Origin of the sequence: Kitasatospora sp. HPM-01-4, assembly GCF_051374625.1 — a bacterium.
Taxonomy (GTDB): Bacteria; Actinomycetota; Actinomycetes; order Streptomycetales; family Streptomycetaceae; genus Kitasatospora.
Genome location: NZ_JBPQGP010000005.1, coordinates 8,341,025 through 8,366,700, shown reverse-complemented (window position 1 = coordinate 8,366,700; position 25,676 = coordinate 8,341,025). Strand labels below are relative to the sequence as shown.

Here is a 25,676-nt window from a genome sequence, read left to right as displayed (position 1 = left end):
ACGTCACCGGCCCGTCGGCGCACAGCACCGTCTGCCTCGCCGCGAGTTGAGCGTCACTCAGGCCAGGCCCTCCCCCTGGCGGACCGGCCGGACCAGGTCCTCGGGTTGTGGGGCGCTCGGTCACGCTGGATGCGCTTTCGTGGCCGCCTACCAGCACGCTATCCCGCGCCGCGCGACGAAAGCCGCCGTGTAATCCGGTCGAACAGCTCCGCCAGCGGCTCGCCGATGTCCCGACCGAACTCGGTCAGCCCGTAGGTGACCTGGGGCGGCGTCGTCGGCTCGACCCTCCGCCAGACCAGGCCGTCCTCGACCAGCGTGCGCAGGGTCTGGGCGAGCATCTTCTCGCTGATGCCCTGAATGCTCTCGCGCAGCTCGTAGAACCGAAGGTCCTTGCTCCGCAAGGAGATCAACACCCAGATACCCCATCTGCTGGTCACATGGTCGACCACATCGCGCGCGGGGCAGTCGGTGTGAAACACCTCATACCCTTCCCCTGCCTCAGCCTGCATGAGCTGCGAACCTCCCACCATGTCATGAGCTTACCTCCAGGTATGTCCTTACCAAGAGTAAGCCCGGGCGCCTAACGTCTGGGCCACAGCGGACATCTGACGAAGGAGCTGATCATGATCGTGGTGACCGGGGCTACCGGGAATGTGGGCCGGCCGTTGACGCGGGCACTGGCCGAGGCGGGCCGGCAGGTGACGGCGGTGTCGCGGCACGCGGCAGCCGTGCCGGACGGCGTCCGCCACCTGGCGGCCGACCTGGCCGATCCGACCGGCCTCGAGCCTGCGCTGGCCGGGGCGGAAGCGCTGTTCCTGCTGCTGTCCGGCGACCTGCACGCCGCCGGAGCCAGCCCGGCCGACATCATCGGCCAAGCCGCGACCAGCGGGGTCCGCCGGGTCGTCCTGCTCTCCACACAGGGCGTAGCGACCAGGCCCTTCGGCGCAACGCGGATCGCGATGCGCGCGGTCGAGGACGTGCTGCGGGAGTCCGGCCTGGAGTGGGCCATCCTGCGGCCGGGCGGCTTCGCCTCCAACGCCCTGTGGTGGGCCGAGTCCGTCCGCGATCGGCGGGTCGTCGCCGCGCCCTTCGGCGACGTCGGGGTGCCGATCATCGACCCGGCGGACATCGCCGAGGTCGCGGCGGCCTGCCTGCTGGAGGACCAGCACACCGGCGGCGTGTACGAGCTGACCGGCCCGGAGGTGATCACGCCGCGCCAGCAGGCGGAGGCCATCGCCGCCGCGCTGGGCTCGCCGGTGCGGTTCCACGACCTGACCCGCGACGAGGCCAAGGCCGCCATGGCCCAGAGCATGCCGGCGGACCTCGCCGAGGACACCCTGACCATCCTCGGTTCCCCGAACCCGGCCGAGCTGCGCGTCAGCCCGGACGTCCAGCGGGTTCTCGGCCGCGCTCCACGCCCGTTCGCCGACTGGGCCGCGCGCAATATCGCCGCGTTCCGCTGAAACCGGTCAGCGCCGCTGGAACGGCCGACGCCAGCCGCCGGCTGGGACCGCAAAGCCACCGCCGTCGCCACCAACTCGCCCTTCACCAGAGCGCATGCGTACCGGCGGACCTGTGCGAAGTGACGCCGGGATTCAACGGGTTCCGTCTGGATTGCCTCGGTCGAGAAACTGGCGGACGTCCGCGGCAAGGGCGGTCAACTGTGACCCGCCCTCCAGCCAGGTGGTGACCGAGACTTCCCAGGAGTCCTCCCGGGTGGTCCATGGCCGGAGAGTCCAGGTCAGGCCGACGTGGCCACCGGACCGGAAGACCGCCCGCAGGGCAAGGTGGTGGGTGCTCCAGGTGCGCTCGCCCTCCCAGCCGCGGAAGTCGGCGGCGAGCTTGTCGAGGAAGTCGGCCAGATACTCTGGGCCGCAGACCCAGGTGATGACCGAGTCCAGCCGGGCTTGGAGACCTTCAGCGTGCACTTCCACCGCGAAGCCGGTCCCGTACTCGTCGGGGAAGTAGCGGCCGGACAACCTGACCTGGGTGGTCGGGTCCTCCTGGGAGCGGACGATGACAGCCGGCGTGGCGGTGGGATCGGTGTCCTTGACGTTCATCCGCTGGACAGTAGACGGCTTCGCTCCGGAAGTCATCGCGACTCCGTTCGACCGGGCAGACGGGAGGTGTCGACATGATCGGTATGGAACGTCACTGTGCTGCTCCCCCTGGCTCAGTACGGAGACACTGAGCCAGGGCGGCCACCACGGTGTAGGCCGGGTGGCCGTCGGGGCAGCCGCGCCGCCGGTTGTACCGCTGGGTAGTTCGCGGGTCGCGGGTGGCGCCGACGCGGATGTCGACGGCGCGGACGGGGTTGGGGCGGCCACAGTGGCGGCGGGCCGCAGGTTCGACGTCAGCGGGCGGTTGCGGGCTCTCGGTGGCTCATGTCGGATGCTGCTTCTTCGGTCCGCGGTTTCGACCGCGGTCTGACGACGTGTCGAACACCGAGCTCTCAACCCGGCGTCATTCCCTGTGCCGTTGCTCGCCGGACATGGTAGTTCCAGCGTGTGAGTGACCTGACGACGGTCTCGGCGCCGATGGGGTTGGAGCTGTGAACGAAGACCGTTCCGATCCGGAAGGGCCGTCCGCTGAAGGCGGCTTCTTCCATGAGGGTCACCACGGGCATGATGGTGTCGTCGCCGCCGAGATCGTGGTCGAGCCAGAGTTCGTCGATGAAGCTGTCGCGGTGCTCTTGCAGGAGCTGGATGCCTTCGCGGCTGGTGCGGGCGATCCGCGTGGCTCTGGGGAGCGGTCGGAGGTCGTCTATGCCGAGGATGACGGGCGTTGGTGCGGCCGGGTCTTCATTCACCTGAGCATCATCACAGTAAGAGCGGCCGCGAGAATCGCAGGGCCGGCGAGGACCGCGTAGCCGGACGGTACTCCGACAGCGGCCGTGAGATTCCGGCACGGGCGGTGGGGCCGTTGCGATGCCTGGCGACGATCAGGTCGGCCTCACTGGCGCGGGGCGTCCCCGGGGGACGTCGAGTTCGCGCGCCATGGTCTTGAGGTGGCGGGCTTCGAGTTCAACTACTGGTGCGGGGTTGGCGTTTGTCTCGGCGGCACCCCTGACTTGATGTCTAGGGTTGCCGGTGGCGGTCGGATCGAGGGGGCGGGGCGTTGGACGGGTCAGCGGGTGTGGACAGCGAGGTGCTCGCCGCTGTGCGAGCGGCGGACGGGGCGGCATTCGCCGGGCTTGCCGAGCGGCATCGGTGGGAGTTGCGGGTGCACTGCTACCGGATGGTGGGCTCGTTCGACGACGCCGAGGACCTGGTGCAGGAGGCGTTGCTGCGGGCGTGGCGCTATCGCGGGAGTTTCCAGGGCCGCTCCGCATTTCGGGCGTGGCTGTACCGGATCGCGACCAACGTGTGCCTGGACTTCCTCGACCGGCACCCGCGGCAGCCGGCGCCGGGTGAGTCCGGCCGAGCGGCGGAGGTGGGTTGGCTGCAGCCGTTCCCGGACCGGTTCCTGGAGCCGGTGGCCGCCCGGGAGGCGGAGCCGGAGGCCGTGGTCGTCGCCAGGGAGACCATCGAGCTGGCGTTCGTGGTGGCGATCCAGCATCTGCCGCCTCGCCAGCGGGCCGTGCTGATTCTGCGGGACATGCTCGGCTGGCCGGCGGCGGAAACCGCCGCGCTGTTGGAGATGAGCGTGGCCGCGGTGAAGAGCGCGTTGCAGCGGGCACGCCCGGTGCTGGGGGAGCACCTGCCGGAACGCCGCGCAGGGCGGGCCCCGGCCACGCCCCTCGCCGGCCGGGAGCGGGAGCTGCTGCGGCGTTTCGTGACCGCCCACGAGCGGGCCGACATCGCGGCGTTGGCGGAGCTCCTGAGCGAGGATGTGCGGCTGTCCATGCCGCCGTTGCCGTACTGCTTCACCGGCCGGGCGGAGGTCGTCGCCTTCGTCGAGAACGCACTGGGATCGGGGTCGCCCTTGCATCGGGGGCAGTGGCGGGGTGTGCCGGTGGCGGCGAACCGGCAGCCGGCCATGGCCGGCTACATCCGGCTGCCGGGAGAGTCGGCCTACCAGGCTCAGGTGCTCAACGTGCTGCGAGTCGAGGACGGGGAGATCACCGAGATCGTCGCGTTCGAAGCCCGTGTCTTCGGCGCGTTCGGCCTGCCGGCCACCCTGTCCTGACGACTCCGATTCCTTTTCCGCGCTCGGGTGGTCTCACAGTGCACGACCGCAACCGGTGCGGTCGAGGAGGCGAGGAGCTGGTTGTGCACACACTGACCCACAAGGAACTGGCGGCCCTGCGGCAGGGAGATGTCCGCCTGCTGGACAGCGACATCGCGCAGGGCCTGCTGGCCTCGACCGAACTCGCGCGCGTGGCGTACGTGGCGGCCGACGGCACACCGCGGGTGTTCCCGATGCTGTTCCACTGGACCGGGCAGGACGTGGTGCTGTCCACCTTCTTCCCCGCCCGGAAGATCGCGGCGCTGCGGGCCAGGCCCGATGTGGCGATCACGATCGACGCCGCCGGGACCCCGCCGCGAGCACTGCTGATCCGTGGCCGTGCCCAGGTCACCGATGTCGACGGAATCGTTCCGGAGTACGCGCTGGCCATGCGCCGCTACGGTGGCGAAGAGGAGGGCGCGGCCCGGGTCGCGGCCGTCGACCATCCCGGTGTGCGCATGGCCCGGATCGCGGTACGCCCCGCCTGGGTGGGGGTCCTGGACTTCCAGACCCGGTTCCCCGGTGACTCCACGGCCGCCGAGTTCACCCGGCGGGGACAGGCGTGATGACCGAGTACGTTTTCATCCCCGGAGCCGGATCCGATTCCTGGTACTGGCACCTGCTCGCCGACGAACTGCGCACCCGCGGCCACCGTGTGGCCACGCCCGAGCTGCCCTGCAACGACGATGCGGCCGGGCTGCCCGAGTACGCCGACACGGTGGCCGCCGCGATCGGCGACCGCACCGGCACCGTGCTGGTCGCCCACTCCTTCGGCGGATTCACCGCGCCGCTGGTCTGCCGGCGCGCCCCGGTCGAGCGACTGGTGCTGCTCACCGCGATGATCCCGCGGCCTGGCGAGGCCCCCGGCACCTGGTGGGCCAACACCGGTTACGAACAGGCCCGACGCGACCAGGACGAGCGCGACGGCCGGGACCCCGATGACGAGGACGCCCTGTTCTTCCATGACGTCCCGCCCGCTCTGGCCGCCCAGGCGCGCGAGCACGGTCGCCGGCAGTCCGAGACCCCGTTCGCCGCGCCCTGGCCGTTGCCCGCGTGGCCTTCGACGCCGACGACGTTCCTGCTCTGCCGGGACGACCGCTTCCTCCCCGCCGCGTTCATGCGCCGCGTCGTCGCCGAACGCCTCGGGATCGTTCCCGACGAGATCGACGGCGGCCACATGGTTGCTCTCACCCGACCCCGACAACTCGCCGACCGCTTGGAGGCGTACACCACCACGGACTCGACAACGCCCTGACCAGCACCGGCTGTGACCGAGCGCTGGACGCTCGGCCCTGCCGGTCCCTGTTACTGGCCGGTGACACTCCTCCTCCGCACTGGCCGGCGGTGGACGCCCGTATCGGTACCCGCGGCGGCGGGGCGCGGTGCTGCTCGGGTCCAGGACGTACTGCCACTGTTCCCAGCTGGGGTCCATGATCGGCGGTCCGTCGAGTTCGAGGGCCAGCCGAGTGCGCAGCAGAGCCAGTGGCCGCCCGGCGAGCACGATCGCGGTGGTGCCAGTGCCAGCCTCCGAGCGGGTTGACGGTGTAACGTGCGCGCGACCGTCGCGGCTTTCCGTCCGTCAGCATCCCGAGCCCTGCCAGGGCCCGCTCACCATCGACAGCCAGCCCGGCCGAGGACCGATTACCAGGCACCAGGTCGTGGGCACTGCTCTCCCGCCCGTGGGGCGAGATCGTCTCGTCGGGAACCACCTGCGGCGCCGGCGCCGGGCCCACACCCGAATGGCATGCCCGGGATGCAGGTGAGCACTGACCGTGATCGTATGCCGCTGTCGGTACCCATACAGGTGCTCCAGGCGAGTCCAGGAGGAGTCCCCGGCTCTTCGACCATCCAGGATGCGGCCGGTCTCAGTCCGAGCATCGACGAAGGCGGCCCCGACCGGTCATCACCGCCGGGTCAGTCAGGCGGGGTAGCGGCCCAGACCGCAGGTGCACACCACCGTGCTCGATCCGAGAGGGGCAACATGGGCGAGGAGAGAGGCTCAGCCCTGGCAGACGGGTGGCACGGCGAAGGGTGCCCGGCGGGTCTCTTCGCGCGACGGTCGATGCTTCAGGGTGCGGCCGTCGGCCTCGTCGGGGCGGCAGGCGGGAGCCTGCTGGGCGGCCGGGAGGCCATCGCCCAGGGAGCGGGCGACAGCGACCGGACGACCGGGGCCCTGATTCCGTTTCACGGCTACCACCAGGCGGGCATCGCCACCCCGCCGCAGACCGTCGGAGCGTTCATCTCCTTCGACGTGACGGCCGCCAACCGCGCGGAACTCATCGAGCTGTTCCGCGCGTTGACCTCCCGGGCCCGATTGCTGACCTCGGGGCGCACGGAACCGAATGCCTCCCCGGACGCTCCGCCCGCGGACAACGGGATCCTGGGCCCCGGAGTCGTGCGGGACGATCTCACCATCACCGTCGCCGTCGGTGCGAGCCTGTTCGACACCCGCTACGGACTGCACGCGCGCAAGCCCGTCCAGCTCAAGACGATGGTGCCGTTCCGCCACGACGACCTGGACCCCGAACTGTGCCACGGCGACCTGTTGCTGCAGGTGTGTTCCGGTCACCGCGACAGCACCGTGCACACGATGCTCGACATCCTGACCCACACCAAGGGCATGCTGAAGCAGCGCTGGAGCTTCCACTGCCAGCGCAATCCGCCTCGCCCGACCGGGATTCCGCGTGACTGGTTCGGGTTCAAGGACGGCATCACCAACCCCGACACCACCAGTACGGCCCAGCTGGACAAGCTGGTCTGGGTGCAGCCCCACACCGACGAGCCGGCATGGGCGGCCGGCGGGACGTACCAGGTGCTGCGCGTCGTCCACTTCTTCGTCGAGGCGTGGCAGAAGGTGCCGGTCGCCCAACAGGAGCGGATCTTCGGCCGCCGAAAGATCAGCGGCGCTCCTCTGTACGCTCTCTCGGACGACGCGCCGGACACCTTCGATCCCATCTACACCAACGACCCGCAGGGACTGATCACCCCGCTGAACAGCCATGTCCGGCTCGCCAATCCGCAGACTCCGGAGACCGCGTCGACCAGTTCCATCCTGCGTCGCAGCTACGACTACGAGCGCAGCCCCGACGTGGAGGGCCGTCCGGACCTCGGGCACCTGTTCTGCTGCTTCCAGCGCGAGCTCAACACCTATGTCACCATGCAGACCCGGCTGGAAGCCGAGGCGCTCGTGCCGTACATCAGTCCGCGCGGCGGGGGTTACTTCTTCGCCCTTCCGGGAGTGCGCGACGACCAGGACTACTTCGCCCGTGGGCTGTTGACCTGACTGCTGCTTCCGGACCGGTTCCGCGGAAGACGGTCCGGGCCGCGAACCGAGTTCCGCGAAGTGCCCAGGAGGCGAGATGCGTATTGGCACCCACACCGACCGCGGCCTGGTCGGGAAGGCGGTCCGGCCGGTGCCGGCGGCCGGCCTCGGGCTCCTGCTGGCCTGTGGTCTCCTCGCCGTGCGGCTCATCCCGGCACCGTCCCCTTCGCCGTCCGCCGCCCCACTCGCGGACGTCAAAGGCCGCGTGTACGTCACCAATCAGCTCGACAACACCGTCTCGGTGATCGACGCCGCTACCAACAAGGTCGTCGCGACCGTCCCGGCCGGCGACGCACCTGAAGGCATCGCGATCTCCCCCGACGGAAGGTACGCGTACATCGCCGACAACGGATCGGCCACGGTCTCGGTACTCGACACCCGCGACAACGCGATCGCCACCACCGTGCCGGTCGGGCACGGACCCACCGGCGTCCGCCTGAGCCCGGACGGCACCTACCTCTACGTCGCCAACGGCGGTTCGAACAGCGTCTCGGTGCTCGACACCCGGACCAACCGGGTGACCGCGACGGTCCCGGTCGGCGTCTCCCCGGTCAGCGTCGCCGTCAGCCGCGACGGCACCGCGGCCTACGTGGCCAACGCCGGGTCGCACAGTGTGTCAGTCCTCGACACCCGTACGCGGCGCGTCGTCCGGAGCCTGCCCGCCGGACGCTCCCCGGTGGGCGTCGCCGTCACCCCGGACGGCGAATCGGCCTACGTGGCCAACGAGACGGCGGCAACCGTCTCGGTCGTGGGAACCCGCGCGGGGGTGGTGACCGCGACGGTCCCGGTCGGCGAAGGCCCCTTCGACGTGGCGCTGGCACCTGATGGTTCGAGGGCCTACACCGCTGATCTCGGCCCGGGCACGGTGTCGGTGATCGACACCCACGGCCACCGCGTCTCGGCGACCGTTGCGGTGGGCCCTCCGGGTACCGACCCGTTCAACCTGGCGGTCACCTCGGGCGCGGTCTACGTCACGAACCAGGGAGCGGGCACCCTTGCGGTCATCGATCCCGAGAGCCTCAGGGTTGCCGCGACCGTAACGGTCGGCACCAGCCCCTACGGCGTGGCGGTGCTATCGCGGTCAACTTCGTCCGGAAGGGCATCGGCAACTCCGTGACAGCCATCGTGCCGCGGGTGCGGACTCGTGTGGCGTCACACCGTAGTGACCGGCTCCACGCTTCGCGACCTGGTCTTCAACGCCGGTCCGGCAGAGACCGGGCGCGATGAACAGCCCCCCGTCCATGCGAGGTTTCGGGTGCGGTCACCGGTCTGGTCGACCTGCGCTCCCTTGGTGCGCGAGGTTGCGGTGACCGGGCCGACTGCGGTGTCACACGGAGATGCAGTGCGGCGAGCAGTAGGCAGAACGCGGCCATGGCGGACCACAGCGCGGTCGTCCCCGCGCGGGCGATCAGCTGGGTGCCGAAGACGGGTGCGAGCGTCGCGGCAATCCCCCAGCTGGTGCCGAAGACGGCCAGGTAGCGGCCGCTTCCGCCGGGTGGCGCGAGGTCGGTGACGAGCGCGTAGATGCGTCCCATCACCAGCAGATCGCCGAGGCTCCTCACGGCGGTCGAGACGAGCAGCGCCGGCAGGGTGCGGGTGAGGGCGTAGCCGGTCAGCCCCGCGGCCAGGAGGAGATGGGCGAGGGCGAGCGCGACCGGCGTGCTGAGCCGGGCTACCCGGGGCAGCCGGATCAGCGGCTGGGCGAGCACGGTGGTGGCCGCGGCGGCGGTGAACAGCAGCCCGGCGTCGGCGGTGGGCAGGCCCTGCCGCGTGAGTGCGAGCGGCAGGGTGATCACGGCCTGCTGGTTGATCAGCGCGTAGGCGGTTCCGGTGGTCAGAACGCTCAGCAGGGCTCGGTCGCACAGCGGCCGTACGGCGGCGTCGTCCTGGTCCGCTCCGGGCGCTGCCGGGCGGTCGCGGGGCAGGGCGAGGCGGATCAGCAGTGCGCAGGCCAGGCAGGTGGCGGCGTCGGTGACGAAGAGCCAGCGCAGGTCCCAGCGTCCGAGCAGGGCGGCGAGCAGCCCGGCGCCCATGCCGCCCGCCGCGAGCGCGGCGCTGAACAGGCTGAACGCGCGCACCCGTTGCTGCTCCGGCACGGACTCGCCGATGATCGCCTGGCTCGGCGGTTCGTAGAGCTCGAAGGCCAGCCCGAGCAGCACCGCCCCGGCCACCGCCCAGGTGAGCGAAGCGGAGGCCGCGATCGCCAGCTGGGCGACCGCGCATCCGCAGAGCCCGAGGACGATGGTCGTACGCCGGCCGATCCGGTCGGCCAGATGTCCCCCGGCCAGCCGCGAGGGGATCGTCGCGAGCCCGAAGGCGGCGCTGACCAGCCCGGCGGTGGTCAGGCTCGCGCCGTGGTCGGTGCTGATCAGCGCGGTGAGAAAGGGCAGTGAGAAGGCCCCGAGCCGGTTGACGACCCGGGCGAGCAACAGCAGGCGGACGGTGCGGGGCAGCGGTTCGGAGCGGGGCATGGTGCCTCCCGATGGTCGTGCATCGTCAATGTCAGTGATCAGCCGTCGGCGCCGTCGGCCCAGACCCCGGCAATTCGCTGCGCCGCCGGGGCCGGTGGTCCGTCGTCAGGTCGGACCGGAGCCTTCGGCGAAGTGCGGCAGCACCATCGCGACCAGGGCGTCGACATCGGCATCGGCCATCGGTTCGCCGGTCATGCCCATCCGGTGGAGCAGGGTGCCGACGACGGTGTCGATGAAGAACAGAACTCTGGTCTCCGGCTCCTCGAGCGCGTCCTGGAGCGCGAGGCGGTAGGGGTCCTGCAGCCGGGTGGAGAGGATCTCACGCAGGGCCGGGTCGCTGACGGCGTCGCTGAAGACGCCCGCGAACGCGTCGCCCACCCCCGGCTCGCCGATCTTCGCCGCGATCCAGCGGATGGTCGAGGACATGAGCTCGGCCCGATCGGCGCCTTCCTCCAGCGGCGCCGGGCCGAACGCGTCGAGGAGGCAGTCCACGATCAGCGCGCCCTTCGACGGCCAGCGGCGGTAGACCGTCGACTTCGCGATGCCGGCCGCGGCGGCGATGCGCTCGACCGTGGCGCGCGCGTAGCCGATTTCGTGGACCGTGCTCAGGGTGGCGGCGAAGACCTCGGCGTCGACGCCGGTGCGCGGGCGTCCGGGCGGTCGGGCGGGAGGAGGCGTTCTCGTCATTCCCTCACCATAGCCAGTTTCGCTACCTCAGGTATCGATACCTGAGGTAGCGGAACTAGCTGGGTGGTCCACCGGAGCGGGCGGGTCTGTCGTCGCACCCGGATGAACCCGCGTCACCCGCGCCCGGCAGAATGCGGTGGGGCGAGGCCGCCCCGAGACGGACCGGCGATGCACCTGAAAGGCCCTCATGTCCAGTACGCGACCGCGACGTCCCCGTATCCGGGCGGGCGCTCTCCGGGCGACTGTCTCCGCGGCCCTGGCACTCGGCCTGGCCGCCTGTGACCATAGAGCCGGGCCTGCCGCCTCCCCTCCCCCGGTGCGTCCGGGCTCCACCGCCACCGGCGTGCCCAGCCCCGCCGCGTCGTCCGGCCCGAGTGCGGGGACACCGGGCGGCACGACGCCCGCCCTGGAAGCCTGGGTGTACCCGGGCTCGTCCGGCGAGTCGACCTGCCAGGCACCGGCGGAGTACGGGGACGGCCGACTGCGTGACGGCGTCCTGAAAGCGGAGTACTGGCAGGTCGGCAAGGACGGCGCCCTGGTCCGGCAGACCGCCGCGGACCTGCCCTGCAACGGCTTCAGCGACGCCAACGCGGCCGACCTCAAGGCGCACTCGGCGGCCCAGTACGTCACCGTCTCGGCCATGGACCGGCCCACCGTCGCGGCCCTCGTCGACGATCCCGGCCGCCGGAGCGCCGCCGTCTCGGAGCTCACCCGGTTCACCCGGAAGATCGGCTTCACCGGAGTGGACATCGACTTCGAGGACTTCTGGAACTGGTCCCAGGACGACGAGCACGGCTACGAGGCGTTCGTCTCCGAGCTGGCCCACAGTCTGCACGCGGCCGGGATGCGCCTGCAGATCGACGGCCCGGTCGAGGCCGGCGACGGCGACTCGCCGTTCGACTACACGGCGCTGATGCGGGCGGGGGCCGACCAACTGGTCATCATGGACTACGGTCGGATGTTCAACACCACCGACGGCCGGTGCTGGGCCATCTCGCCCCACGACTGGGTCCGTACCGGTATCAAGTACGCCCAGTCCAAGGTGCCGAACCGCGACCAACTGGTCATCGGCGTGGCCTCCTACGGCTTCAGCGCACCCGACCCCTGCGACACGGGCAAGATCAAGGACAGTGTGCCCCTCGCCGACATCCGCAAGCGGCCCGGCTACAGCGAAGACGCCGCCACGGTGGCCGCACGCCGGGACCCCGCCTCCGGCGAGGTCCGCTGGACCGACCACGGCACCCTCTACGACTACACCGACCAGGCAGCCATGGACGCCAAGCTCGACGTCCTCCGGAAACTCGGCGTCACCCATGTGTCGGTCTGGGTCCTCGGCGGAAACCCCTGGTTCTCCGCCGCGGCGCTCGACCGGTGGCGGGCCCGCTGAGCCGCGTCGATGTGAAGCCCCGTCCGCCCCGCCGTCCCAGTCGCTCCTCGCACCCTCCCTACCTGACCACCCACCCGCCGCGGGCGATCGGCTGAGCCGGGACGGGTCACGGCTGTCGGCGGAGGCCTGGCGGTCGGTTGCCGCCGATCGCGAGGCCTCCGTTCCGCGCTATCGGCGCAGTTGGTCGAGCCAGGTGCCGACCAGGCCGCGGACGGTTTCGGCGGACTCCACCTGCGGGTTGTGGCCGACACCGTCGAGCACCGCCGCCGCCATGCGGGGGTAGTGGTCAAGGAGGGCGAGCTGGTCGCGCCAGCCGACGAGGGCGTCCTGACGGGTGGTGATCAGGAGGTGTCGGCCCTGGTGCTGTTCCGTCCGGTGTTCGGGCCAGTACGGGATCAGGAAGTCGGCTTCCAGCTCGGCGGCGGCCGCTCGGTCGTGGGCTCGCCGCCCGGGGAGGACGTACTGCTCGAAGAGGTCCCAACTCGGTTTGGTGTGGCGGGCCATGAGGGCGGCGAAGAGGTCCGGGTCGGCGCCGGCCGGGAGGCAGGCGAGGAATTCTTCGTCGCGCTCGACCGCGGTGACCTGGGGCAGGTCCCGGTCGGTGCCCCAGCGAACGACCGGCACCAGCAGCGCCGAGCCCAGGACCTGCTCCCCGTACCTGGCCGTCACCGCCCGGGCCAGTTGCCCCCCGAACGACTGCCCGACGACGGCGAAGGGTTGCTCGCCGACGGTGGCGTCGATCCACTCGAAGACGGCCTCCGCCAGGGCGGTCGCCGAGGTCCTGTGCGGGAGGCGCGGACTGGCGCCGTGGCCGGGGAGGTCCGGGTAGAGGCGGCGCCAGCCGGGGCGGTCGGCGAAGACGGGTTCGAGCGGGAGCAGGAGGCGATGGTCGACGGTGTAACCGTGGATCAGGACCATCGGGGTACCGGCGCCGAACTCGGTGTGGTGAATAGCGGATTCGGTCATGTCGGCAGCGTCCGACTCTGACACTAGTGTGAGGGTCAAGCGGGGAATTCCTCGCTCAGGCCAGGCGCTTGACGACGGACAGGTACTCCTGGATGGCGTCGCGGTTGCGGGTCAGACAGTCGATCCGACGCGTCATCCGGTCCGACTGGGACTCCAGCGTGGCGATGATCTCCGCTGTGGCGTCGGCGAAATGGATCGTCCGGGGGCTGTCCAGGCAGGGCAGAATCTGCCTGATGATGCGGGTGGGCAGACCGGCGTCCAGGAGGCCGCGGATCTGGAGGACCCGCTCGACGAGGCAGTCGTCGTATTCGCGGTAGCCGTTCGCCGCGCGGTGCGGGGTGATCAGACCCTGCTGCTCGTAGTAGCGCAGGAGGCGGGGCTGGGTCTCCGTCAGCCGGGCGAGTTCGCCGATGCGCATGTGACCACCCTCATGTTCGGATCGGGCCGATACGGCTGGACCTTGACATGAGTGTCACACATCGATGATCTCCTCCACGGACCAGCTTCTCTCCCCCGGCCGCCCGGCCGCCGCCCGGCTTCCCTGGCCCGGTCCGCCGGCGCTGAGCGCCGCCGGATTCGTCACGATCATGACCGAGGCCCTGCCCGCCGGCGTCCTGCCCGCCATCAGCTCGGACCTCGACGTCAGCCGGTCCGGCGCGGGGCGGGCGGTGACGCTGCTCGCGGGGGTGGTGGGGTGGCGGGCCACGTTCGGGTTGACGAGTGCGTTCGCCTGCCGCTGACGAGGCGGAGAAGGCCCGGAAAGCGGGGAGGCCCGGAGGAACAAGGCAGCGGACCAGCAAGGTTCAGCGGCATCGGTTGCGCGGCGGCAGGCTGGAGGGGTGGCGGATATTCCGCCGCCGTCCGAAAGGAGCGTGGCAGGGATGCGGGTGTTCATCACAGGCGGCTCCGGTTACATCGGCCGTTCCACCATCGAGGCGCTGATCCGGCGCGGTGGGAAGGTGACGGCGCTGGCGCGCAGCGAGCACTCCGCGCGCACCGTGTCGGACCTGGGTGCCGTCCCCGTCACGGGGGCGCTCACCGACATCGACGTTCTTCGGGAGGCGGCCCACCAGGCCGACGGGGTCATCCATCTCGGGGTGGACTACGCCGAGGGCACGGCGGAGATCGACCGCGCTGCGGCGAGCGCGCTGCTGGAGGGGGCGGGAAGCCGTCCCTACGTGCACACCGGCGGGGTGTGGGTGTACGGCGACACCGACGGCGTCGTCGACGAGGACGCTCCGCTGAACCCGCCGCGGATCACCGCCTGGCGTCTGGAGAACGAGAAGCGTGTGCTCGCCCGGGCGGCCACCGGAGGGCATCCGGTGGTGGTGATGCCGGGGCTGGTCTACGGGCGTTCGGGCGGGCTGGTGCAGCAGTACTTCGTCGAGCCGGGGCGTGCCGCCGGTGCCGTGCCCTGCATCGGGGACGGCTCCAACCACTGGGCGCTGGTTCACGTCGACGACATCGCCGAGTTGTTCGCCCTGGCCCTGGGCGCCCCGGCCGGTTCCGTCTACGCCGGGGTGAGCGGACAGAACCTCCCGCTGGCGGACATCACCCGGGCCCTCAGCCACGCCGCCGGATGTCCCGACATGGTCGACTCGCTGTCCCTCGGGGAGGCCGTACGGCGGATGGGCCCGATCGCCGAGGCGTTCGCCCTCGACCAGCAGCTCACCGGCGCCCGCGCCCACCGTGAGCTCGGCTGGACGCCTACCCGTCTCGACGCCCTGACCGAACTCGCCCGGAGCTGACCCGCCCGCCCTGGCCGGCGCGGCACGACCAGGAGCCTCCTCCGTGTCTGCTGCCTGGCGGGCATTCCCGGTCGTCGTCGCCCCCTCCCGTTTCCGCGAACCGAGCAGCTGTTCAGCATGGGAGTAGTGGTACCCGTTGGCCCCGGCAGGCACCGGGGACCGGCCGGTCACGAGGACGAGGGGGCTGTCCGCCCCATCGGGAAGGCGGTGCCGGATGCGTGGCCTGGAAGTCACCGTGGTGATCCTCGCGGCCGTGCTCATCATGACGTGGCTGGCTCGCCGCCTGCGCTGGAACGAGCAGGTCCTGCTGGTGGCGGGTGGCTGCCTGATCGGCCTGACCCCCGACTTCCACAGGCTGGTCCTGCCTCCCGAGGTGGTCCTGCTGCTGTTCTTGCCCCCACTGCTCTACTGGGAGTCGCTGACCACCTCGCTCCGTGAGATCCGGACGAACGTGCGCGCCATCGTGCTGCTCGCGACCGGCCTGGTGCTGGCCACCGCTGCCGCCGTGGCCTCGGTAGCGCACGCGCTGGGCCTTTCCTGGCCGCTCGCCTGGATCCTGGGTGCTGTCGTCGCGCCCACCGACGCCATCGCCGTGGCCGCGGTCGCCCGGAACCTGCCCCGCCGGGTCCGGACCATTCTCCGGGCGGAGAGCCTGGTCAACGACGGCACCGCGCTCGCCCTCTACACGGTGGTGGTCGGCGTCGCCGTTGCGGGGCTGGCCATCACCTGGTCGGGTACCGCCCTGCGATTCCTGCTCGCCTACGCGGGTGGTGCCGCGATCGGCTGCGCATGCGGCGCCGTCGTGGTGGCTCTGCGCAGGCGGCTTCACGACCACACCGCGGAGAGCGCCTTGGGCGTGCTCACCCCGTTCGCCACCTATCTGCCCGCGCAAGCCCTGGGTGTCTCCGGCGTCCTGGCGGTGGTCGCCTGCGGTCTCATCCTCAGCCAGGCGGGCCCCAAGATGATCAGCGCGGGCGCGAGAGTGGAGCTCACCTCCTTCTGGGACGTGAGTACATCCATCCTCAACAGCGCCCTCTTCGTCCTGGTCGGTATCCAAACACCCGCCATCGTCAGCGAGATCGGCTCCCGCTCCCCGGGGCACGCGGTCATCACCGCCTCGCTGGTCAGCGGCGCGGTGATCGCCACCCGCCTGCTGTGGCTGTACTCGGTGCCCTACCTCATCCGCGCCGTCGACCGCCGCCCGGTCCAGCGCACGCTGCGCTCCGGCGCCCGGCAGAGGTTCCCACTCGCCTGGAGCGGGGTGCGCGGGGCCGTGTCGCTGGCGGCCGCCCTGGCCGTCCCGGCCACCACCGCCGCGGGCCGGCCGCTCGCCGGGCACGCCCTGCTGGTCTTCACCGCCGTCACCGTCATCCTGGTCACACTGGTCCTCCAGGGGACGACCATGCCCGCGGTGATCCGCTGGTCCGGACTTCACAGCGACCCCGACGAGACCGTCGAGGAACACCGCGCCCACCGCCATATCGCCGCCGCCGCGCTGGAGGCCCTCCCCGAGCACGCCAACCGCCTGAAAACCCCGCCGAAGACCGCCGAGGCCGTCCTGAACGAACTGCGCCAGTACGCCGCCGAGGACACGGGAGCACCGAAGACCGACGATCCCGGCGTGCAGGCCGGACTCGAACTGCGCCGCGCCCTGATCGGCGTCAAACGCGGCGCCCTGATCCGCCTGCGGGACCAGCGCAGCATCGACGACATCGTCCTGCGCCGGCTGCAGTCGCTCCTGGACACCGAGGAGATCAGGATCGAGCTGGCCCTGCGTGCCTTCACCGGTCCACCGCCATAGCCACCGGCCGGCGAAGACGGTCGACACGCACGGGGGCCGGCCACCCGGAGCAGCCGCCGGCCCGCGAATCGAAGCGGAGCGACTGGCACCGCCCCACGGCCGAGCCGGCGCCGAGGAACCGCGAGGTGGCGTCGACGTGGTCGTCGGTGATGTCCTGGCCCGCGATGCCGGGGAACCAGATCACCGTGGCGGCTCCGTAGGCGGCGCACATCGCGGTCTCGATCCGGGCCTGGGACATGCCGGGGTTGCGGTTGGCGTTGATGATGCTGCTCCGGGTCGCCATCAGTGTTCCGGCGGCGTCGGTCTCGATGGCGCCGCCCTCGGCGACCAGCCCGGCAGCGGTGAACGGTATCCCGAGGTAGGCGGCGATGCGCTGGGCGACCAGGGCATCGTTGCCGTGCGGGTTCTGGTGGTTGCCCCAGCCGTTGAAGTTGAGGCCGATCGCGTCGAGGCCGCCCGCGCCGTCGGTTCGGAAGACGGGGCCGGTGTCGCGCATCCAGCAGTCGTCGACCGGGATGTCCCCGATGACCGTGACGTGTGAGCCGCACATCGACTGCGCCTTCGCGACGCTGGCGGGGTTGGCGCACACGGTCACCGGCTCGTACTTCGCGATGGTCCTGGCGACGAGGGCGATGTTCGACTGGACACCGCTGAGCTTGCTCCGCCAGATGGTGCTGCTGTCCGGCCAGGCCATCCAGGTGCGGGTGTGCGCGACGGTGTCCGGCGGCACGCGATGGCCCATGGCGGCCGCCGGTCCGCCCGCGGTGGTGCGGCGTTGCCCCGCCAGTGCCTGCCCGCCGGTCGCCGCGGTCAGCGCGGTGCCGGCGAAGGCGAGCCCGGCAGCTGTCAGGAACCGGCGTCGGCCGAGGTGCCCGTCGACCGGCGTCTCGGGTCTGGAGTGGTCGTCCATCACTTCCTCCATGTCAAAGTCCGTTCCTCAATAGACAGTTGACTGAATAGATAGAACTGGCCAAGCGCTCGGTCAATACCTCGCGCAGACATCCGCCCGAGCCGCGTCGCCGTTCCCCGACGACAGGCGCCCGTCGGGGAACGCGGGCGGCATCACCGCCCCTGCCCGGCCCTGCGGTCGCTACAGTGACGGCCATGGCGATACAGGCGAAGGGCACGGATCAGGGAACGGCCTCCAGCCCGGGCGGCGCCGGCCGACCGCGCGCCTCCGCCAAGGGCGAGCAGACCCGGGCCCGGCTGATCGCGGCGGCCCGTACCCTTCTCGCGGGCGACGGCGCGGGGCGGTTCACCACCCGCAACGTGGCCGCGCTGTGCGGGGTCTCGCACGGGATGTGCCACTACCACTTCAAGGACCGCACAGACCTGATCGTGGCCGTGGTGGAGGACATCCGACCCGAGTGGATCACACCGCTGGAGGAGGCGGTCGCCGGCCCTGGCGGCTACGCCGGGCAGGCGGAACGGGTGCTGGCGCTGCTCACCCGGCCCGAGAGCCCTGATCTGGCCCGCCTGCACGCGGCCCTGCACTGGCTCGCCCTCAACGACGAGCGGGTCCGGGTCAGCCTGGAGGCGGAGTACGGGCGATGGCGGTCCTGCTTCGTGCGCCTGTTCCGGTCCCTGGTGGACGAGCGCGGCGACGGAGCCGACCCCGTTCCCCTCGGCGAGGCCTTCGCCGCCGCCGTGGACGGGCTCGCCGCCATCGGCTCACTCGACGGGACGGTGGACGCCACGCGGGTGCTGCGCACACTGATGGACTCGCTGTCGTCCGCCGTGTGAACGGCCGGGCGGCGCACCGTCACTGGCCGGGACCGGCTGCGGCGGCTTCGGCCTCCCGTTCGCGGCGCAGCCGGTGTTCGGTACGGATGCCGAACCAGGCGGTGCAGGTCAGGCTGGCGGCGATGATCCCCTCGGCCCAGAAGAAGGCCACGTAGTCCATCAGCGATCCGATGGGCGGCGATCCGGGAGCGGCGTTGCGCATGCCGATCAGGGCGAACAGGCTCGCCGCCATCCAGCCCAGGGACGGCCAGACCAGACCCTCGCGCTTGCGGTAGAGCACCTCGGCGGCGCCGAGGACGGCCAGGGCGAGGGCCCACATCGCCGCGATCATGAACCAGGAGAGGATGAACGTGCTGCGGGACCGGGTGATCTTCGCGTCCAGGGTCACGGCACCGGCGCCCGCGGCCGCGGCCTGTGGGCGCACGACGAAGAACGGGTCGGTGTCGGTGAAGACGAGGCCGATCGGCAAGGCCGCGGCACCGCTGGTGGCGGTGAAGCCGGCCTCCATGCGGTAGCGGTCGAAGGGGTAGTCCGTCTTGGTGCCGTTGTACATCCCCACCTGGACGAGCTGTGACGCCGCGCTCTCCCCCTCGGCTGCCCGGATGGTCACCTTGGGGGCGCCGCTCACCGTGATCTCGACGGGGCGGCTGAAGGTCTGGGAGCCCGGTCCGGCGGCGAACCTGCCGTGCGGGACCGGGGAGACGTAGAGCGTCAGCTGCTGGGCCGTGGGGTCCACGTCCTGGGCGGTGACGTCCAGTTCGATCCAGTCCGGTGCCGACGGGATCGCCAGTTCCCTGGTCTGCTCGCGGGTGTCGCGCTCGTTGAGGTACAGCCCGACACCCGTCCCGCAGAGGGCGATGACCATCGCCAGGATGGTGGCGAACCGCCAACGGCGGCGGGGGGCGCGGTGAGCGGCCGGACCGGTCGCGGTGCTGGTGTCTTCGGTGGTGACCTGCACGGTCGTCCTTCCTGCGGCGGTGGCGCCGGGCCGGCAGGATCGCTGCCGACCCGGCCCCGCACGCCGGTCTTTCTCGGTCGCCCGGGCCCGGCAGGCCCCATCGCCTGCCGGGCCCGGGCCGTCTTACAGTGCGCGGCGCGCGGCGGCGATCCGGTCGGGATCCCAGCCGGGCCGAGGGACGGACTCCAGCAGCAGCCTGGTGTAGGCGTGCTGGGGGGAGCCGAGGACCTGGGCGGTGGGGCCGGCCTCGACGATCCGCCCGTGGCGCATCACGATCACGTCATCGGTGACGCAGCGGACGACGCCGAGGTCGTGGGTGATGAACAGGTAGCCGACGCCGGTCTGTTCGCGGATGTCGGCGAGCAGGTTGAGGACCTGGGCCTGGACGGAGACGTCCAGTGCGGCGACCGCCTCGTCCAGGACCACGACGGCCGGCTCGACGGCCAGCGCCCGCGCGATGGCGACCCGTTGGCGCTGACCGCCGGAGAGCTGGCGCGGCAGCGCGTCCGCCGCCCTGGTGCCGAGGCCGACCTGGTCGAGGAGTTCCCTGATCCGTGCCCCGTGGTCGGTGCCGGGGAAGTGCAGGCGCAGGGTCTCCCGGAGGACGGCTTCGACGCTGGTGCGCGGGTCGAGGGAGAGGTACGGGTCCTGGAAGACCATCTGGACCTCTCGGGCGCGGGCCAGCCGCTCGGCCCTCCCGCGCGCGCGGCCGGTGCGAGCCCGGTCCTGGACGGTGACCTGCCCTTCGTCGGCCTGTTCGAGGCCGACGATGATGCGTGCGGTGGTGGTCTTGCCGGAGCCCGACTCGCCGACGATACCGAGCGATCCGCCGGCGGCGAGGGTGAAGGAGACGTCGTCCACCGCCCGCACTGCGCCGAAGGTCCGGCGCAGCCCGGTGACTTCCAGGACCGTGCCCGAAGTCCGTTGCGGGGCTTGGGCGGTGGGCTCGGCGCTAGGCATCGGTGGCGCTCCCTTCGAGCCGGTCGCCGTGGTGGCAGGCGGCCAGGTGCTCCGGCTGTCCGGGTGCCGGCCGTGCCGCGGGGGCCTGTTCACGGCAGAGGTCGGTGGCCAGGCGGCACCGGGCGGCGAACGCACAGCCGCTCAACTCCTGGCGCAGGTCCGGTGGTTGGCCGTCGATGGCGGCGAGACGTCCGGGCGGGGCGTCCAGCCGGGGGGTGGAGGCGAGCAGTGCCGCCGTGTAGGGGTGCCGGGGCCGGTCGAAGAGCGTGGCCGCGGGCCCGGTTTCGGCGATCCGGCCGGCGTACATGACGTAGACCCGGTCGCTGATCGCGGCGGCGAGCCCGAGGTCGTGGGTGACGAACAGCAGCCCGGTGCCGAAGCGTTGGCGCAGCCGGCCGAGCAGGGCGATGACCTCGGCCTGGCTGGTGACGTCGAGCGCCGTGGTGGGCTCGTCGGCGAGCAGCAGGACCGGGTCGCCCATGAGCGCGGCGGCGATCATGACGCGTTGGAGCATTCCGCCGGACAGCTGGCCGGGGTACCGGCGCGTCAGCTGCGCGTCGAGGCCGACGGCTTCGAGGAGTTCGGCCGCACGCCGCTCGGCGTCGGCCGCGCTCATGACCCCGGTGAGGCGGACGCCCTCGGTGAGGAAGTCGCCGATGCGGCGCAGGGGGTTGATGGCCACGCGGGGGTCCTGGAAGATCATGGCGGCCTGGCCGGTGCGCAGGGTGCGCAGGGAGTCGGAGTCCATGGTGAGGACGGACCGGCCGTCGACCAGGACGCGGCCTTCGGTGGTGGCGCCGGGTGGCAGCAGGCCGAGGGCGCTGCGGGAGGTGAGGGTCTTGCCGGAACCGGACTCGCCGACCAGGGCGACGGTCTCCCCCGGTGCGACGGTGAGGTCGACACCGTCGATGACGGGACGGGCGGTGCCGGGCAGGTGGAGGCGGAGGTCCTGGATGTCGAGGGCGTTCACGCGGTCCTCCGGGCGACCCGGTCGGCCCAGCGCTCGCCGACGACGTTGAAGGCGACGACGGTCAGCACGATGGCGGCGCAGGGCAGGATCGCGGAGAGCGGGTAGCCGTGCTGGATCGCGGTCTGGCCGTCGAAGACCATCCGCCCCCAGTCGGGGGTGAGCGCGGGGATGCCGAGTCCGAGGAAGGAGAGGCCGGCGAGGTCCATGAGGGCGTATCCGAAGTTGATGGTGGACTGGGCGAGGACGATCGGGGCGATGTTGGGCAGGACGTGCCGCAGGCAGATCTGCACCGCGGAGTGCCCCTGGACCTGGTACGCGGCGACGTAGGGCCGGGCCCGTTCGGCCAGCACCAGTGAGCGGGTGAGCCGGGAGACGTACGGCAGGTAGGCGATCGCGAGGGCGATGACGGGGGCCGACAGGCCTTCGCCGTACACGGACACGATGAGGATGGCGAGCAGCATGCCGGGGAAGGCGAAGACCAGCTCGGTGCTGCGGGACAGGACGGAGTCGAGCCAGCCGCCCCGCCAGCCGGCGGCGACACCGATGACGACACCCGCGACGGTGGAGAAGACGACGACGCCGAGTGGGCCGAGCAGCGAGGTGCGGGCGCCGAGCAGCAGCCGGGAGAGGGTGTCGCGGCCGGCGGCGTCCACACCGAGCAGGTGGTCGGCGCCGGGCCCGGCGAGGGCGTTGCCGAGGTCGACGGCGTTCGGGTCGTACGGTGCCAGCCAGGGGGCGAGCAGAGCCGCCAGGACGACCAGGGCGACGGCGCCGAGGCAGACCGGGTAGAGCGGCGCGCTGGTGCCCTTGAGGCGGCCGAGGCCGGGCCGGCGGGTGAGGGCGACACTCATGCGTCGGACCTCCCCGAGCCGAGGGTGACCCGGGGATCGACCAGCGGGTGGAGCAGGTCGACGGCCAGGTTCACGGTCATGAACAGGGCGACGATGATCAGCGAGATGGCCTGGACGGTGGGGAAGTCCTTGGTCGTGGTGGACAGTTCGAGGAGCTGGCCGATGCCTCCGACGCTGAAGGCGGACTCCACCAGGATCGTGCAGACCAGCAGGGTGGAGACGATCAGGCCGCCGGTGGTCAGGACGGTGCCCAGCGAGTTGCGGAAGACGTGGCGGCGGATCACGTCGCGTTCGGGCACGCCCCGGCTGCGGGCGACGGTGACGTGCTCGCCCTCCAGGGCGTCGAGCATCGCCGACCGGGTGACCCGGGCCAGCATGCCGATCAGGTAGAGCGCGAGCGCGACGGCGGGCAGGGTGAGGTGCCAGAGCATGTCGGCGAGGCCGTCGCCGGCGCCGCTGGTCGGGAACCAGCCCAGCTTCACCGCGAACAGGCCCTGCAGCAGGACGGCCGCGACGAAGGAGGGGGTTCCCACCGCGAGCGCGGTGGAGACCAGGATCGCGGAGTCGGTCGCGCCGCCGCGCACCGCGCCGATCCAGCCGAGCGCCAGGCCGATCGCGGCCACCACGACCAGGGCCATGGCGACCAGCAGCAGGGTCTCGGGCAGCCGGTCGGCGAGCAGCTTCGACACGTCGGTGCGGTAGGTGATGGAGCGTCCGAAGTCGCCCTGCAGCACCTGGCCGAGCCAGCGGAGGTACCGGACGAGGAACGGGTCGTCGAGGTGGTACTGGTCGTTGATCGCCTGCAGGGCGGCCGGCGAGGCCGACCGGCCCGACAGGAGGAAACTCGCCGGGCTGCCCGGCGCCAGGTACATCGCGCCGAAGACCACGAAGGAGGCGCCGAACAGGGTGACGGCCATCTCCACCAGCCGTCGGGCGGCGAATCTCAGGAAGTTCACCGTGCGGCCCCCACATCGGCGGCCCACGGGTAGTACATGTAGGAGATGGTGGTCGGGGCGCCGGTGATCCGCTTGTTGAGGAAGACGGCGGTGGGCCACTCGGCGACCGGGATCCACAACAGCTGCCGGGAGGCGGTCTGCTGGAGCTTCGCCTCGATCGCGCCGCGCTTGGCCGGGTCGTACTCCGCGGTGGCCTGGTCGACCAGGTCGTCGTAGGCCTTGTCGCTGTAGTGCGCGAAGTTCTGGTAGGCGCCGGTCTTGAAGTTGCCGAGCAGGTCGAGCGGGTCGGTGACGGAGTCGTAGTACGTCTCCGGGAACATGTCGATGCCTTCGCGCGCCTTGGGGTCGGTGAACAGCGCGGTGAAGGCGTTCGGGGCGATCGTCTTCAGCTGGACGTCGAGCCCGATCCTCGCCCCGGCGGCCTGGACGGCGGTGGCGAGCAGGGAGACGTCCTGGCCGATGGTGCTGGTGGCGACGGTGAGCTTCTTGCCGCTCGCGCCGGCCTCCTGGACGAGGGCCTTGGCCTTGTCGATGTCCTGCGCCGTCGGGGTGAGGCCGTCGAAGGCCGTCTTGCGGACGTCCTCGGGGGCGGTGGCCCAGGCGGCCCTGGTGGTGAGGGAGCCGGTGACGGTGCCGGCGCCGCCGAGGCCGGTCCTGACGAAGCCGGAGCGGTCCAGGGCCAGGGACAGGGCCTGGCGGACGCGCAGGTCGCCGAGCGGGCCCTGCATGTTGGTGACGTTGACGTTGACGGTGCTCAGGCCCTCGCCGAAGTAGAGCGTGCCCGGCCCGCTCTTCTTCAGCCGGTCGTAGCTCTCGGTGGGGATCAGGTAGCCGCCGTCGACGTCGCCGGTGAGCATCGCGTTGGTGCGGGCGGACGCGTCGGTGAGGAAGCTGAACACGACCTTCTTGGCCTTGGCCTTGGTGCCCCAGTAGCCGTCGAAGCGCCGCAGTTCGATCGACTGGCCCTTGGCCCAGGTTCCGAGCAGATACGGGCCGGTGCAGTCGAGGCTGCCGCTCGTGCCGTAGTCCCTGCCCGCGGCCTCCACGCCGGCCTTGGCCGCGACGACGCCGGCGGCGGTGGCCATGTACTGGGGGAACTGGGAGTCGGGCCGCTTGAGCTTGACGGTGACCTGCAGCGGGCCGGTCTTGGTGACGGACTCGACGTTCTGGAACACCTGGGCCCAGGCCGCCGCGTTGTCGGGGCTGGTCTGCCGGCCGAGGCTGTACACGACGTCGTCGGCGGTCATCACCGTGCCGTCGTGGAAGTGCACCCCCGAGCGCAGGTCGTAGACCCAGGTGGTCGGGTCGGGGTTGGTGGCCTTCTCCGCCAGGCCGGGTGCCAGGGTGAGCCGGGGGGTCCAGCGCATCAGGCTCTCGCAGACGTTGGCGAGGATGGTGTTCTGCGGGTAGTCGAAGGCCTGGATGTAGTCCAGGGTGGGCGGTTCGGCGTAGGTGGCCCAGGTGAAGGAGTCGATCTCCCCCTTGGCCGGCGGGGTGGAGGCGGACAGTTCGATGCCCGCCTGGTCGAGACCGCCGCCGTGCGGCGGGCCGGAGCAGGCGGCGACCAGGGCCGCGGCCGAGAACAGGGCGGTGGCGAGGGCGAGACGCCGACGTGGTGGGGTGCGTCTCGCGGGTGCGGTGGGAGTCATGAGGGGTTTCCTCCGTTCGCTGGCGAGGGGTCAGGCGCGGGCGGCCGGGATCTGCTGGGTGATGCAGTGGACGCCACCGCCGCCGTAGGCGATCACGCGGGCACGCACGCCGACGACCTTGCGGTCGGGGTACGCGGCGGCGAGCACGGCCAGCGCGCCCTCGTCCTGGGGGTGGTCGGCGACCGGCACGACGACCCCGCCGTTGGCCAGGTAGAAGTTCAGGTAACCGACCTCGGTGCGCTGGCCGTCGACCTCGACGAAGGCGGCCTGCGGCACGTCGATGATCTCGAAGCCGCGTCCCTGGGCGTCGGTGGAGTGTTCCAGCACGGCGCGGTTGGCCCGCATCCGTACGTGGTCCGGGTGGTCGGGCTCGGCGGGGAGCTGGACGACGACCTTGCCGGGCGCGACGAAGGCGCAGACTCCGTCGACGTGTCCGTCGGTCTCGGTGTCGAGCGCGCCGCCGTAGGGCAGCCAGATCACCTTGGTGACTCCGAGGCGGGCCTTCAGCTCCTCCTCGATCTCGGCGCGGGTCATGTCCGGGTTGCGGTTGGGGTGGAGCAGGCACTGCTCGGTGGTGATGAGCGTGCCCTCGCCGTCCACGGTGATCGCCCCGCCTTCGAGGATCATCTCGGAGCGGATCGCCGGGATGCCGAGGTGGTCCAGCAGGAGGGCGCTGATCCGGTCGTCGGCGTCCCAGGGGTGGTGCTTGCGGCCCCAGGCGTTGAAGCGGAAGTCCACGCCGGCGCGGCGGCCGTCCTGGTCGAGGACGAAGATCGGCGCGGAGTCGCGGAACCAGGAGTCGTCCGTGGGCAGTTCCACGACGGTGGTGCCCTCGCCGCACAGCGAGCGTGCCTCGTCGCCGTGGCCGGGCGGCGCCACCATGGTGACCGGCTCGAACTCCGCGATGGCGCGGGCGACCGCCGCGTACTCGCGCTTCACCTCGTCGAGGGTGTCGCCCCACAGGTCCGGCCGTACGGGCCAGGCCATCAGGCAGCCTTCGTGCTCGGTCCACTCCGCGGGCATTCGAAACGTCATGGGAA

26 protein-coding genes are annotated in these 25,676 nt (G+C 71.5%); 11 read left to right on the top strand and 15 right to left on the bottom strand.

Features of this window, described 5'->3' with window-relative positions:
• Positions 1-158: 158 nt before the first annotated feature.
• Positions 159-530, bottom strand: coding sequence for a winged helix-turn-helix transcriptional regulator (locus tag ACSMTC_RS36340; protein WP_436564001.1), 372 nt, complete (start codon positions 528-530; stop codon positions 159-161).
• Between the two features lie 93 nt (positions 531-623).
• Between ACSMTC_RS36340 and ACSMTC_RS36335 the strand changes: the two genes are divergently transcribed.
• Positions 624-1,463 carry an SDR family oxidoreductase gene (locus ACSMTC_RS36335; RefSeq protein ID WP_436564000.1) on the top strand — a complete coding sequence of 280 codons (840 nt, stop codon included), beginning with the start codon at positions 624-626 and terminating at the stop codon, positions 1,461-1,463.
• 132 nt (positions 1,464-1,595) lie between these two features.
• Here the strand turns inward: ACSMTC_RS36335 and ACSMTC_RS36330 are convergent, their stop codons facing one another.
• Both ACSMTC_RS36330 and ACSMTC_RS36325 read right to left on the bottom strand, forming a co-directional pair.
• Positions 1,596-2,060 (bottom strand): DUF6228 family protein, encoded by a 465-nt coding sequence (locus tag ACSMTC_RS36330; protein WP_436563999.1) that lies wholly within the window; start codon positions 2,058-2,060, stop codon positions 1,596-1,598.
• Positions 2,061-2,452: 392 nt separating this feature from the next.
• Entirely contained in the window at positions 2,453-2,809 is a 357-nt protein-coding gene (locus ACSMTC_RS36325) for a cyclic-phosphate processing receiver domain-containing protein (RefSeq protein WP_436563998.1), read from the bottom strand.
• Positions 2,810-3,117: 308 nt separating this feature from the next.
• Here ACSMTC_RS36325 and ACSMTC_RS36320 point away from each other — a divergent pair, with 308 nt between their 5' ends.
• The 5 genes from ACSMTC_RS36320 to ACSMTC_RS36300 all read left to right on the top strand — a co-directional run bounded on the left by ACSMTC_RS36320 (position 3,118) and on the right by ACSMTC_RS36300 (position 8,606).
• A complete protein-coding gene (locus tag ACSMTC_RS36320; RefSeq protein ID WP_436563997.1) occupies positions 3,118-4,128 on the top strand; it encodes an RNA polymerase subunit sigma-70 in 1,011 nt (336 codons plus the stop codon).
• A gap of 83 nt (positions 4,129-4,211) precedes the next feature.
• Positions 4,212-4,733 carry a pyridoxamine 5'-phosphate oxidase family protein gene (locus tag ACSMTC_RS36315; protein ID WP_436563996.1) on the top strand — a complete coding sequence of 174 codons (522 nt, stop codon included), beginning with the start codon at positions 4,212-4,214 and terminating at the stop codon, positions 4,731-4,733.
• A complete protein-coding gene (locus ACSMTC_RS36310) occupies positions 4,733-5,422 on the top strand; it encodes an alpha/beta fold hydrolase (RefSeq protein WP_436563995.1) in 690 nt (229 codons plus the stop codon). The genes ACSMTC_RS36315 and ACSMTC_RS36310 overlap by 1 nt, the downstream gene beginning before the upstream one ends.
• Before the next feature lie 807 nt (positions 5,423-6,229).
• Positions 6,230-7,450 (top strand): Dyp-type peroxidase, encoded by a 1,221-nt coding sequence (locus tag ACSMTC_RS36305; RefSeq protein ID WP_436563994.1) that lies wholly within the window; start codon positions 6,230-6,232, stop codon positions 7,448-7,450.
• 76 nt (positions 7,451-7,526) lie between these two features.
• Complete coding sequence (locus ACSMTC_RS36300) at positions 7,527-8,606, top strand: YVTN family beta-propeller repeat protein (RefSeq protein WP_436563993.1); 1,080 nt, start codon at positions 7,527-7,529, stop codon at positions 8,604-8,606.
• Positions 8,607-8,682: 76 nt separating this feature from the next.
• Here ACSMTC_RS36300 and ACSMTC_RS36295 read toward each other — a convergent pair whose 3' ends face one another.
• Both ACSMTC_RS36295 and ACSMTC_RS36290 read right to left on the bottom strand, forming a co-directional pair.
• A complete protein-coding gene (locus ACSMTC_RS36295; protein WP_436563992.1) occupies positions 8,683-9,960 on the bottom strand; it encodes an MFS transporter in 1,278 nt (425 codons plus the stop codon).
• A 105-nt stretch (positions 9,961-10,065) separates the two neighbouring features.
• Entirely contained in the window at positions 10,066-10,647 is a 582-nt protein-coding gene (locus tag ACSMTC_RS36290) for a TetR/AcrR family transcriptional regulator (RefSeq protein ID WP_436563991.1), read from the bottom strand.
• A 316-nt stretch (positions 10,648-10,963) separates the two neighbouring features.
• Here ACSMTC_RS36290 and ACSMTC_RS36285 point away from each other — a divergent pair, with 316 nt between their 5' ends.
• Positions 10,964-12,034 carry a glycosyl hydrolase family 18 protein gene (locus ACSMTC_RS36285; protein WP_436563990.1) on the top strand — a complete coding sequence of 357 codons (1,071 nt, stop codon included), beginning with the start codon at positions 10,964-10,966 and terminating at the stop codon, positions 12,032-12,034.
• A gap of 168 nt (positions 12,035-12,202) precedes the next feature.
• Here the strand turns inward: ACSMTC_RS36285 and ACSMTC_RS36280 are convergent, their stop codons facing one another.
• Together ACSMTC_RS36280 and ACSMTC_RS36275 are read right to left on the bottom strand one after the other, a co-directional pair.
• Positions 12,203-13,000, bottom strand: a complete 798-nt coding sequence (locus ACSMTC_RS36280; RefSeq protein ID WP_436563989.1) for an alpha/beta fold hydrolase — start codon at positions 12,998-13,000, stop codon at positions 12,203-12,205.
• A gap of 55 nt (positions 13,001-13,055) precedes the next feature.
• Positions 13,056-13,418, bottom strand: a complete 363-nt coding sequence (locus ACSMTC_RS36275; RefSeq protein ID WP_436563988.1) for a MerR family transcriptional regulator — start codon at positions 13,416-13,418, stop codon at positions 13,056-13,058.
• Between the two features lie 64 nt (positions 13,419-13,482).
• Here ACSMTC_RS36275 and ACSMTC_RS36270 point away from each other — a divergent pair, with 64 nt between their 5' ends.
• The 3 genes from ACSMTC_RS36270 to ACSMTC_RS36260 all read left to right on the top strand — a co-directional run bounded on the left by ACSMTC_RS36270 (position 13,483) and on the right by ACSMTC_RS36260 (position 16,549).
• Positions 13,483-13,740: a hypothetical protein gene (locus ACSMTC_RS36270; RefSeq protein ID WP_436563987.1), complete on the top strand. Its 258-nt coding sequence runs from the start codon at positions 13,483-13,485 to the stop codon at positions 13,738-13,740.
• A gap of 141 nt (positions 13,741-13,881) precedes the next feature.
• Positions 13,882-14,748, top strand: coding sequence for an NAD-dependent epimerase/dehydratase family protein (locus tag ACSMTC_RS36265; protein ID WP_436563986.1), 867 nt, complete (start codon positions 13,882-13,884; stop codon positions 14,746-14,748).
• 214 nt (positions 14,749-14,962) lie between these two features.
• Positions 14,963-16,549 (top strand): Na+/H+ antiporter, encoded by a 1,587-nt coding sequence (locus ACSMTC_RS36260; RefSeq protein ID WP_436563985.1) that lies wholly within the window; start codon positions 14,963-14,965, stop codon positions 16,547-16,549.
• Here ACSMTC_RS36260 and ACSMTC_RS36255 read toward each other — a convergent pair.
• Positions 16,530-17,471: an agmatine deiminase family protein gene (locus tag ACSMTC_RS36255; RefSeq protein ID WP_436563984.1), complete on the bottom strand. Its 942-nt coding sequence runs from the start codon at positions 17,469-17,471 to the stop codon at positions 16,530-16,532. The genes ACSMTC_RS36260 and ACSMTC_RS36255 overlap by 20 nt on opposite strands.
• A gap of 182 nt (positions 17,472-17,653) precedes the next feature.
• Between ACSMTC_RS36255 and ACSMTC_RS36250 the strand changes: the two genes are divergently transcribed.
• Positions 17,654-18,292: a TetR/AcrR family transcriptional regulator gene (locus ACSMTC_RS36250; protein ID WP_436563983.1), complete on the top strand. Its 639-nt coding sequence runs from the start codon at positions 17,654-17,656 to the stop codon at positions 18,290-18,292.
• 19 nt (positions 18,293-18,311) lie between these two features.
• Here the strand turns inward: ACSMTC_RS36250 and ACSMTC_RS36245 are convergent, their stop codons facing one another.
• The 7 genes from ACSMTC_RS36245 to ACSMTC_RS36215 all read right to left on the bottom strand — a co-directional run bounded on the left by ACSMTC_RS36245 (position 18,312) and on the right by ACSMTC_RS36215 (position 25,671).
• The gene (locus ACSMTC_RS36245) at positions 18,312-19,250 is read right to left on the bottom strand and encodes a DUF4436 family protein (protein ID WP_436563982.1); all 939 of its coding nucleotides are present in this window, start codon (positions 19,248-19,250) and stop codon (positions 18,312-18,314) included.
• 123 nt (positions 19,251-19,373) lie between these two features.
• Positions 19,374-20,210, bottom strand: coding sequence for an ABC transporter ATP-binding protein (locus tag ACSMTC_RS36240; protein ID WP_436563981.1), 837 nt, complete (start codon positions 20,208-20,210; stop codon positions 19,374-19,376).
• Positions 20,203-21,180, bottom strand: a complete 978-nt coding sequence (locus ACSMTC_RS36235; RefSeq protein WP_436563980.1) for an ABC transporter ATP-binding protein — start codon at positions 21,178-21,180, stop codon at positions 20,203-20,205. The genes ACSMTC_RS36240 and ACSMTC_RS36235 overlap by 8 nt, the downstream gene beginning before the upstream one ends.
• Positions 21,177-22,031, bottom strand: coding sequence for an ABC transporter permease (locus ACSMTC_RS36230; protein WP_436563979.1), 855 nt, complete (start codon positions 22,029-22,031; stop codon positions 21,177-21,179). Before ACSMTC_RS36230 ends, ACSMTC_RS36235 begins: the two co-directional genes overlap by 4 nt.
• Positions 22,028-22,987, bottom strand: coding sequence for an ABC transporter permease (locus ACSMTC_RS36225; protein WP_436563978.1), 960 nt, complete (start codon positions 22,985-22,987; stop codon positions 22,028-22,030). The genes ACSMTC_RS36230 and ACSMTC_RS36225 overlap by 4 nt, the downstream gene beginning before the upstream one ends.
• Positions 22,984-24,636: an ABC transporter substrate-binding protein gene (locus tag ACSMTC_RS36220; RefSeq protein ID WP_436563977.1), complete on the bottom strand. Its 1,653-nt coding sequence runs from the start codon at positions 24,634-24,636 to the stop codon at positions 22,984-22,986. Before ACSMTC_RS36220 ends, ACSMTC_RS36225 begins: the two co-directional genes overlap by 4 nt.
• Before the next feature lie 30 nt (positions 24,637-24,666).
• Entirely contained in the window at positions 24,667-25,671 is a 1,005-nt protein-coding gene (locus ACSMTC_RS36215; RefSeq protein WP_436563976.1) for an agmatine deiminase family protein, read from the bottom strand.
• Positions 25,672-25,676 lie beyond the last annotated feature (5 nt).

Coding starts and splice junctions, on each gene's coding strand:
- ACSMTC_RS36340 (WP_436564001.1), bottom strand. CDS start 530: ATGGTGGGAGGTTCGCAGCTCATGCAGGCTGAGGCAGGGGAAGGGTAT.
- ACSMTC_RS36270 (WP_436563987.1), top strand. CDS start 13,483: ATGATCTCCTCCACGGACCAGCTTCTCTCCCCCGGCCGCCCGGCCGCC.
- ACSMTC_RS36260 (WP_436563985.1), top strand. CDS start 14,963: ATGCGTGGCCTGGAAGTCACCGTGGTGATCCTCGCGGCCGTGCTCATC.
- ACSMTC_RS36275 (WP_436563988.1), bottom strand. CDS start 13,418: ATGCGCATCGGCGAACTCGCCCGGCTGACGGAGACCCAGCCCCGCCTC.
- ACSMTC_RS36265 (WP_436563986.1), top strand. CDS start 13,882: ATGCGGGTGTTCATCACAGGCGGCTCCGGTTACATCGGCCGTTCCACC.
- ACSMTC_RS36305 (WP_436563994.1), top strand. CDS start 6,230: ATGCTTCAGGGTGCGGCCGTCGGCCTCGTCGGGGCGGCAGGCGGGAGC.
- ACSMTC_RS36295 (WP_436563992.1), bottom strand. CDS start 9,960: ATGCCCCGCTCCGAACCGCTGCCCCGCACCGTCCGCCTGCTGTTGCTC.
- ACSMTC_RS36255 (WP_436563984.1), bottom strand. CDS start 17,471: ATGGAGGAAGTGATGGACGACCACTCCAGACCCGAGACGCCGGTCGAC.
- ACSMTC_RS36220 (WP_436563977.1), bottom strand. CDS start 24,636: ATGACTCCCACCGCACCCGCGAGACGCACCCCACCACGTCGGCGTCTC.
- ACSMTC_RS36250 (WP_436563983.1), top strand. CDS start 17,654: ATGGCGATACAGGCGAAGGGCACGGATCAGGGAACGGCCTCCAGCCCG.
- ACSMTC_RS36290 (WP_436563991.1), bottom strand. CDS start 10,647: ATGACGAGAACGCCTCCTCCCGCCCGACCGCCCGGACGCCCGCGCACC.
- ACSMTC_RS36300 (WP_436563993.1), top strand. CDS start 7,527: ATGCGTATTGGCACCCACACCGACCGCGGCCTGGTCGGGAAGGCGGTC.
- ACSMTC_RS36240 (WP_436563981.1), bottom strand. CDS start 20,210: ATGCCTAGCGCCGAGCCCACCGCCCAAGCCCCGCAACGGACTTCGGGC.
- ACSMTC_RS36330 (WP_436563999.1), bottom strand. CDS start 2,060: ATGAACGTCAAGGACACCGATCCCACCGCCACGCCGGCTGTCATCGTC.
- ACSMTC_RS36230 (WP_436563979.1), bottom strand. CDS start 22,031: ATGAGTGTCGCCCTCACCCGCCGGCCCGGCCTCGGCCGCCTCAAGGGC.
- ACSMTC_RS36310 (WP_436563995.1), top strand. CDS start 4,733: ATGACCGAGTACGTTTTCATCCCCGGAGCCGGATCCGATTCCTGGTAC.
- ACSMTC_RS36215 (WP_436563976.1), bottom strand. CDS start 25,671: ATGACGTTTCGAATGCCCGCGGAGTGGACCGAGCACGAAGGCTGCCTG.
- ACSMTC_RS36280 (WP_436563989.1), bottom strand. CDS start 13,000: ATGACCGAATCCGCTATTCACCACACCGAGTTCGGCGCCGGTACCCCG.
- ACSMTC_RS36335 (WP_436564000.1), top strand. CDS start 624: ATGATCGTGGTGACCGGGGCTACCGGGAATGTGGGCCGGCCGTTGACG.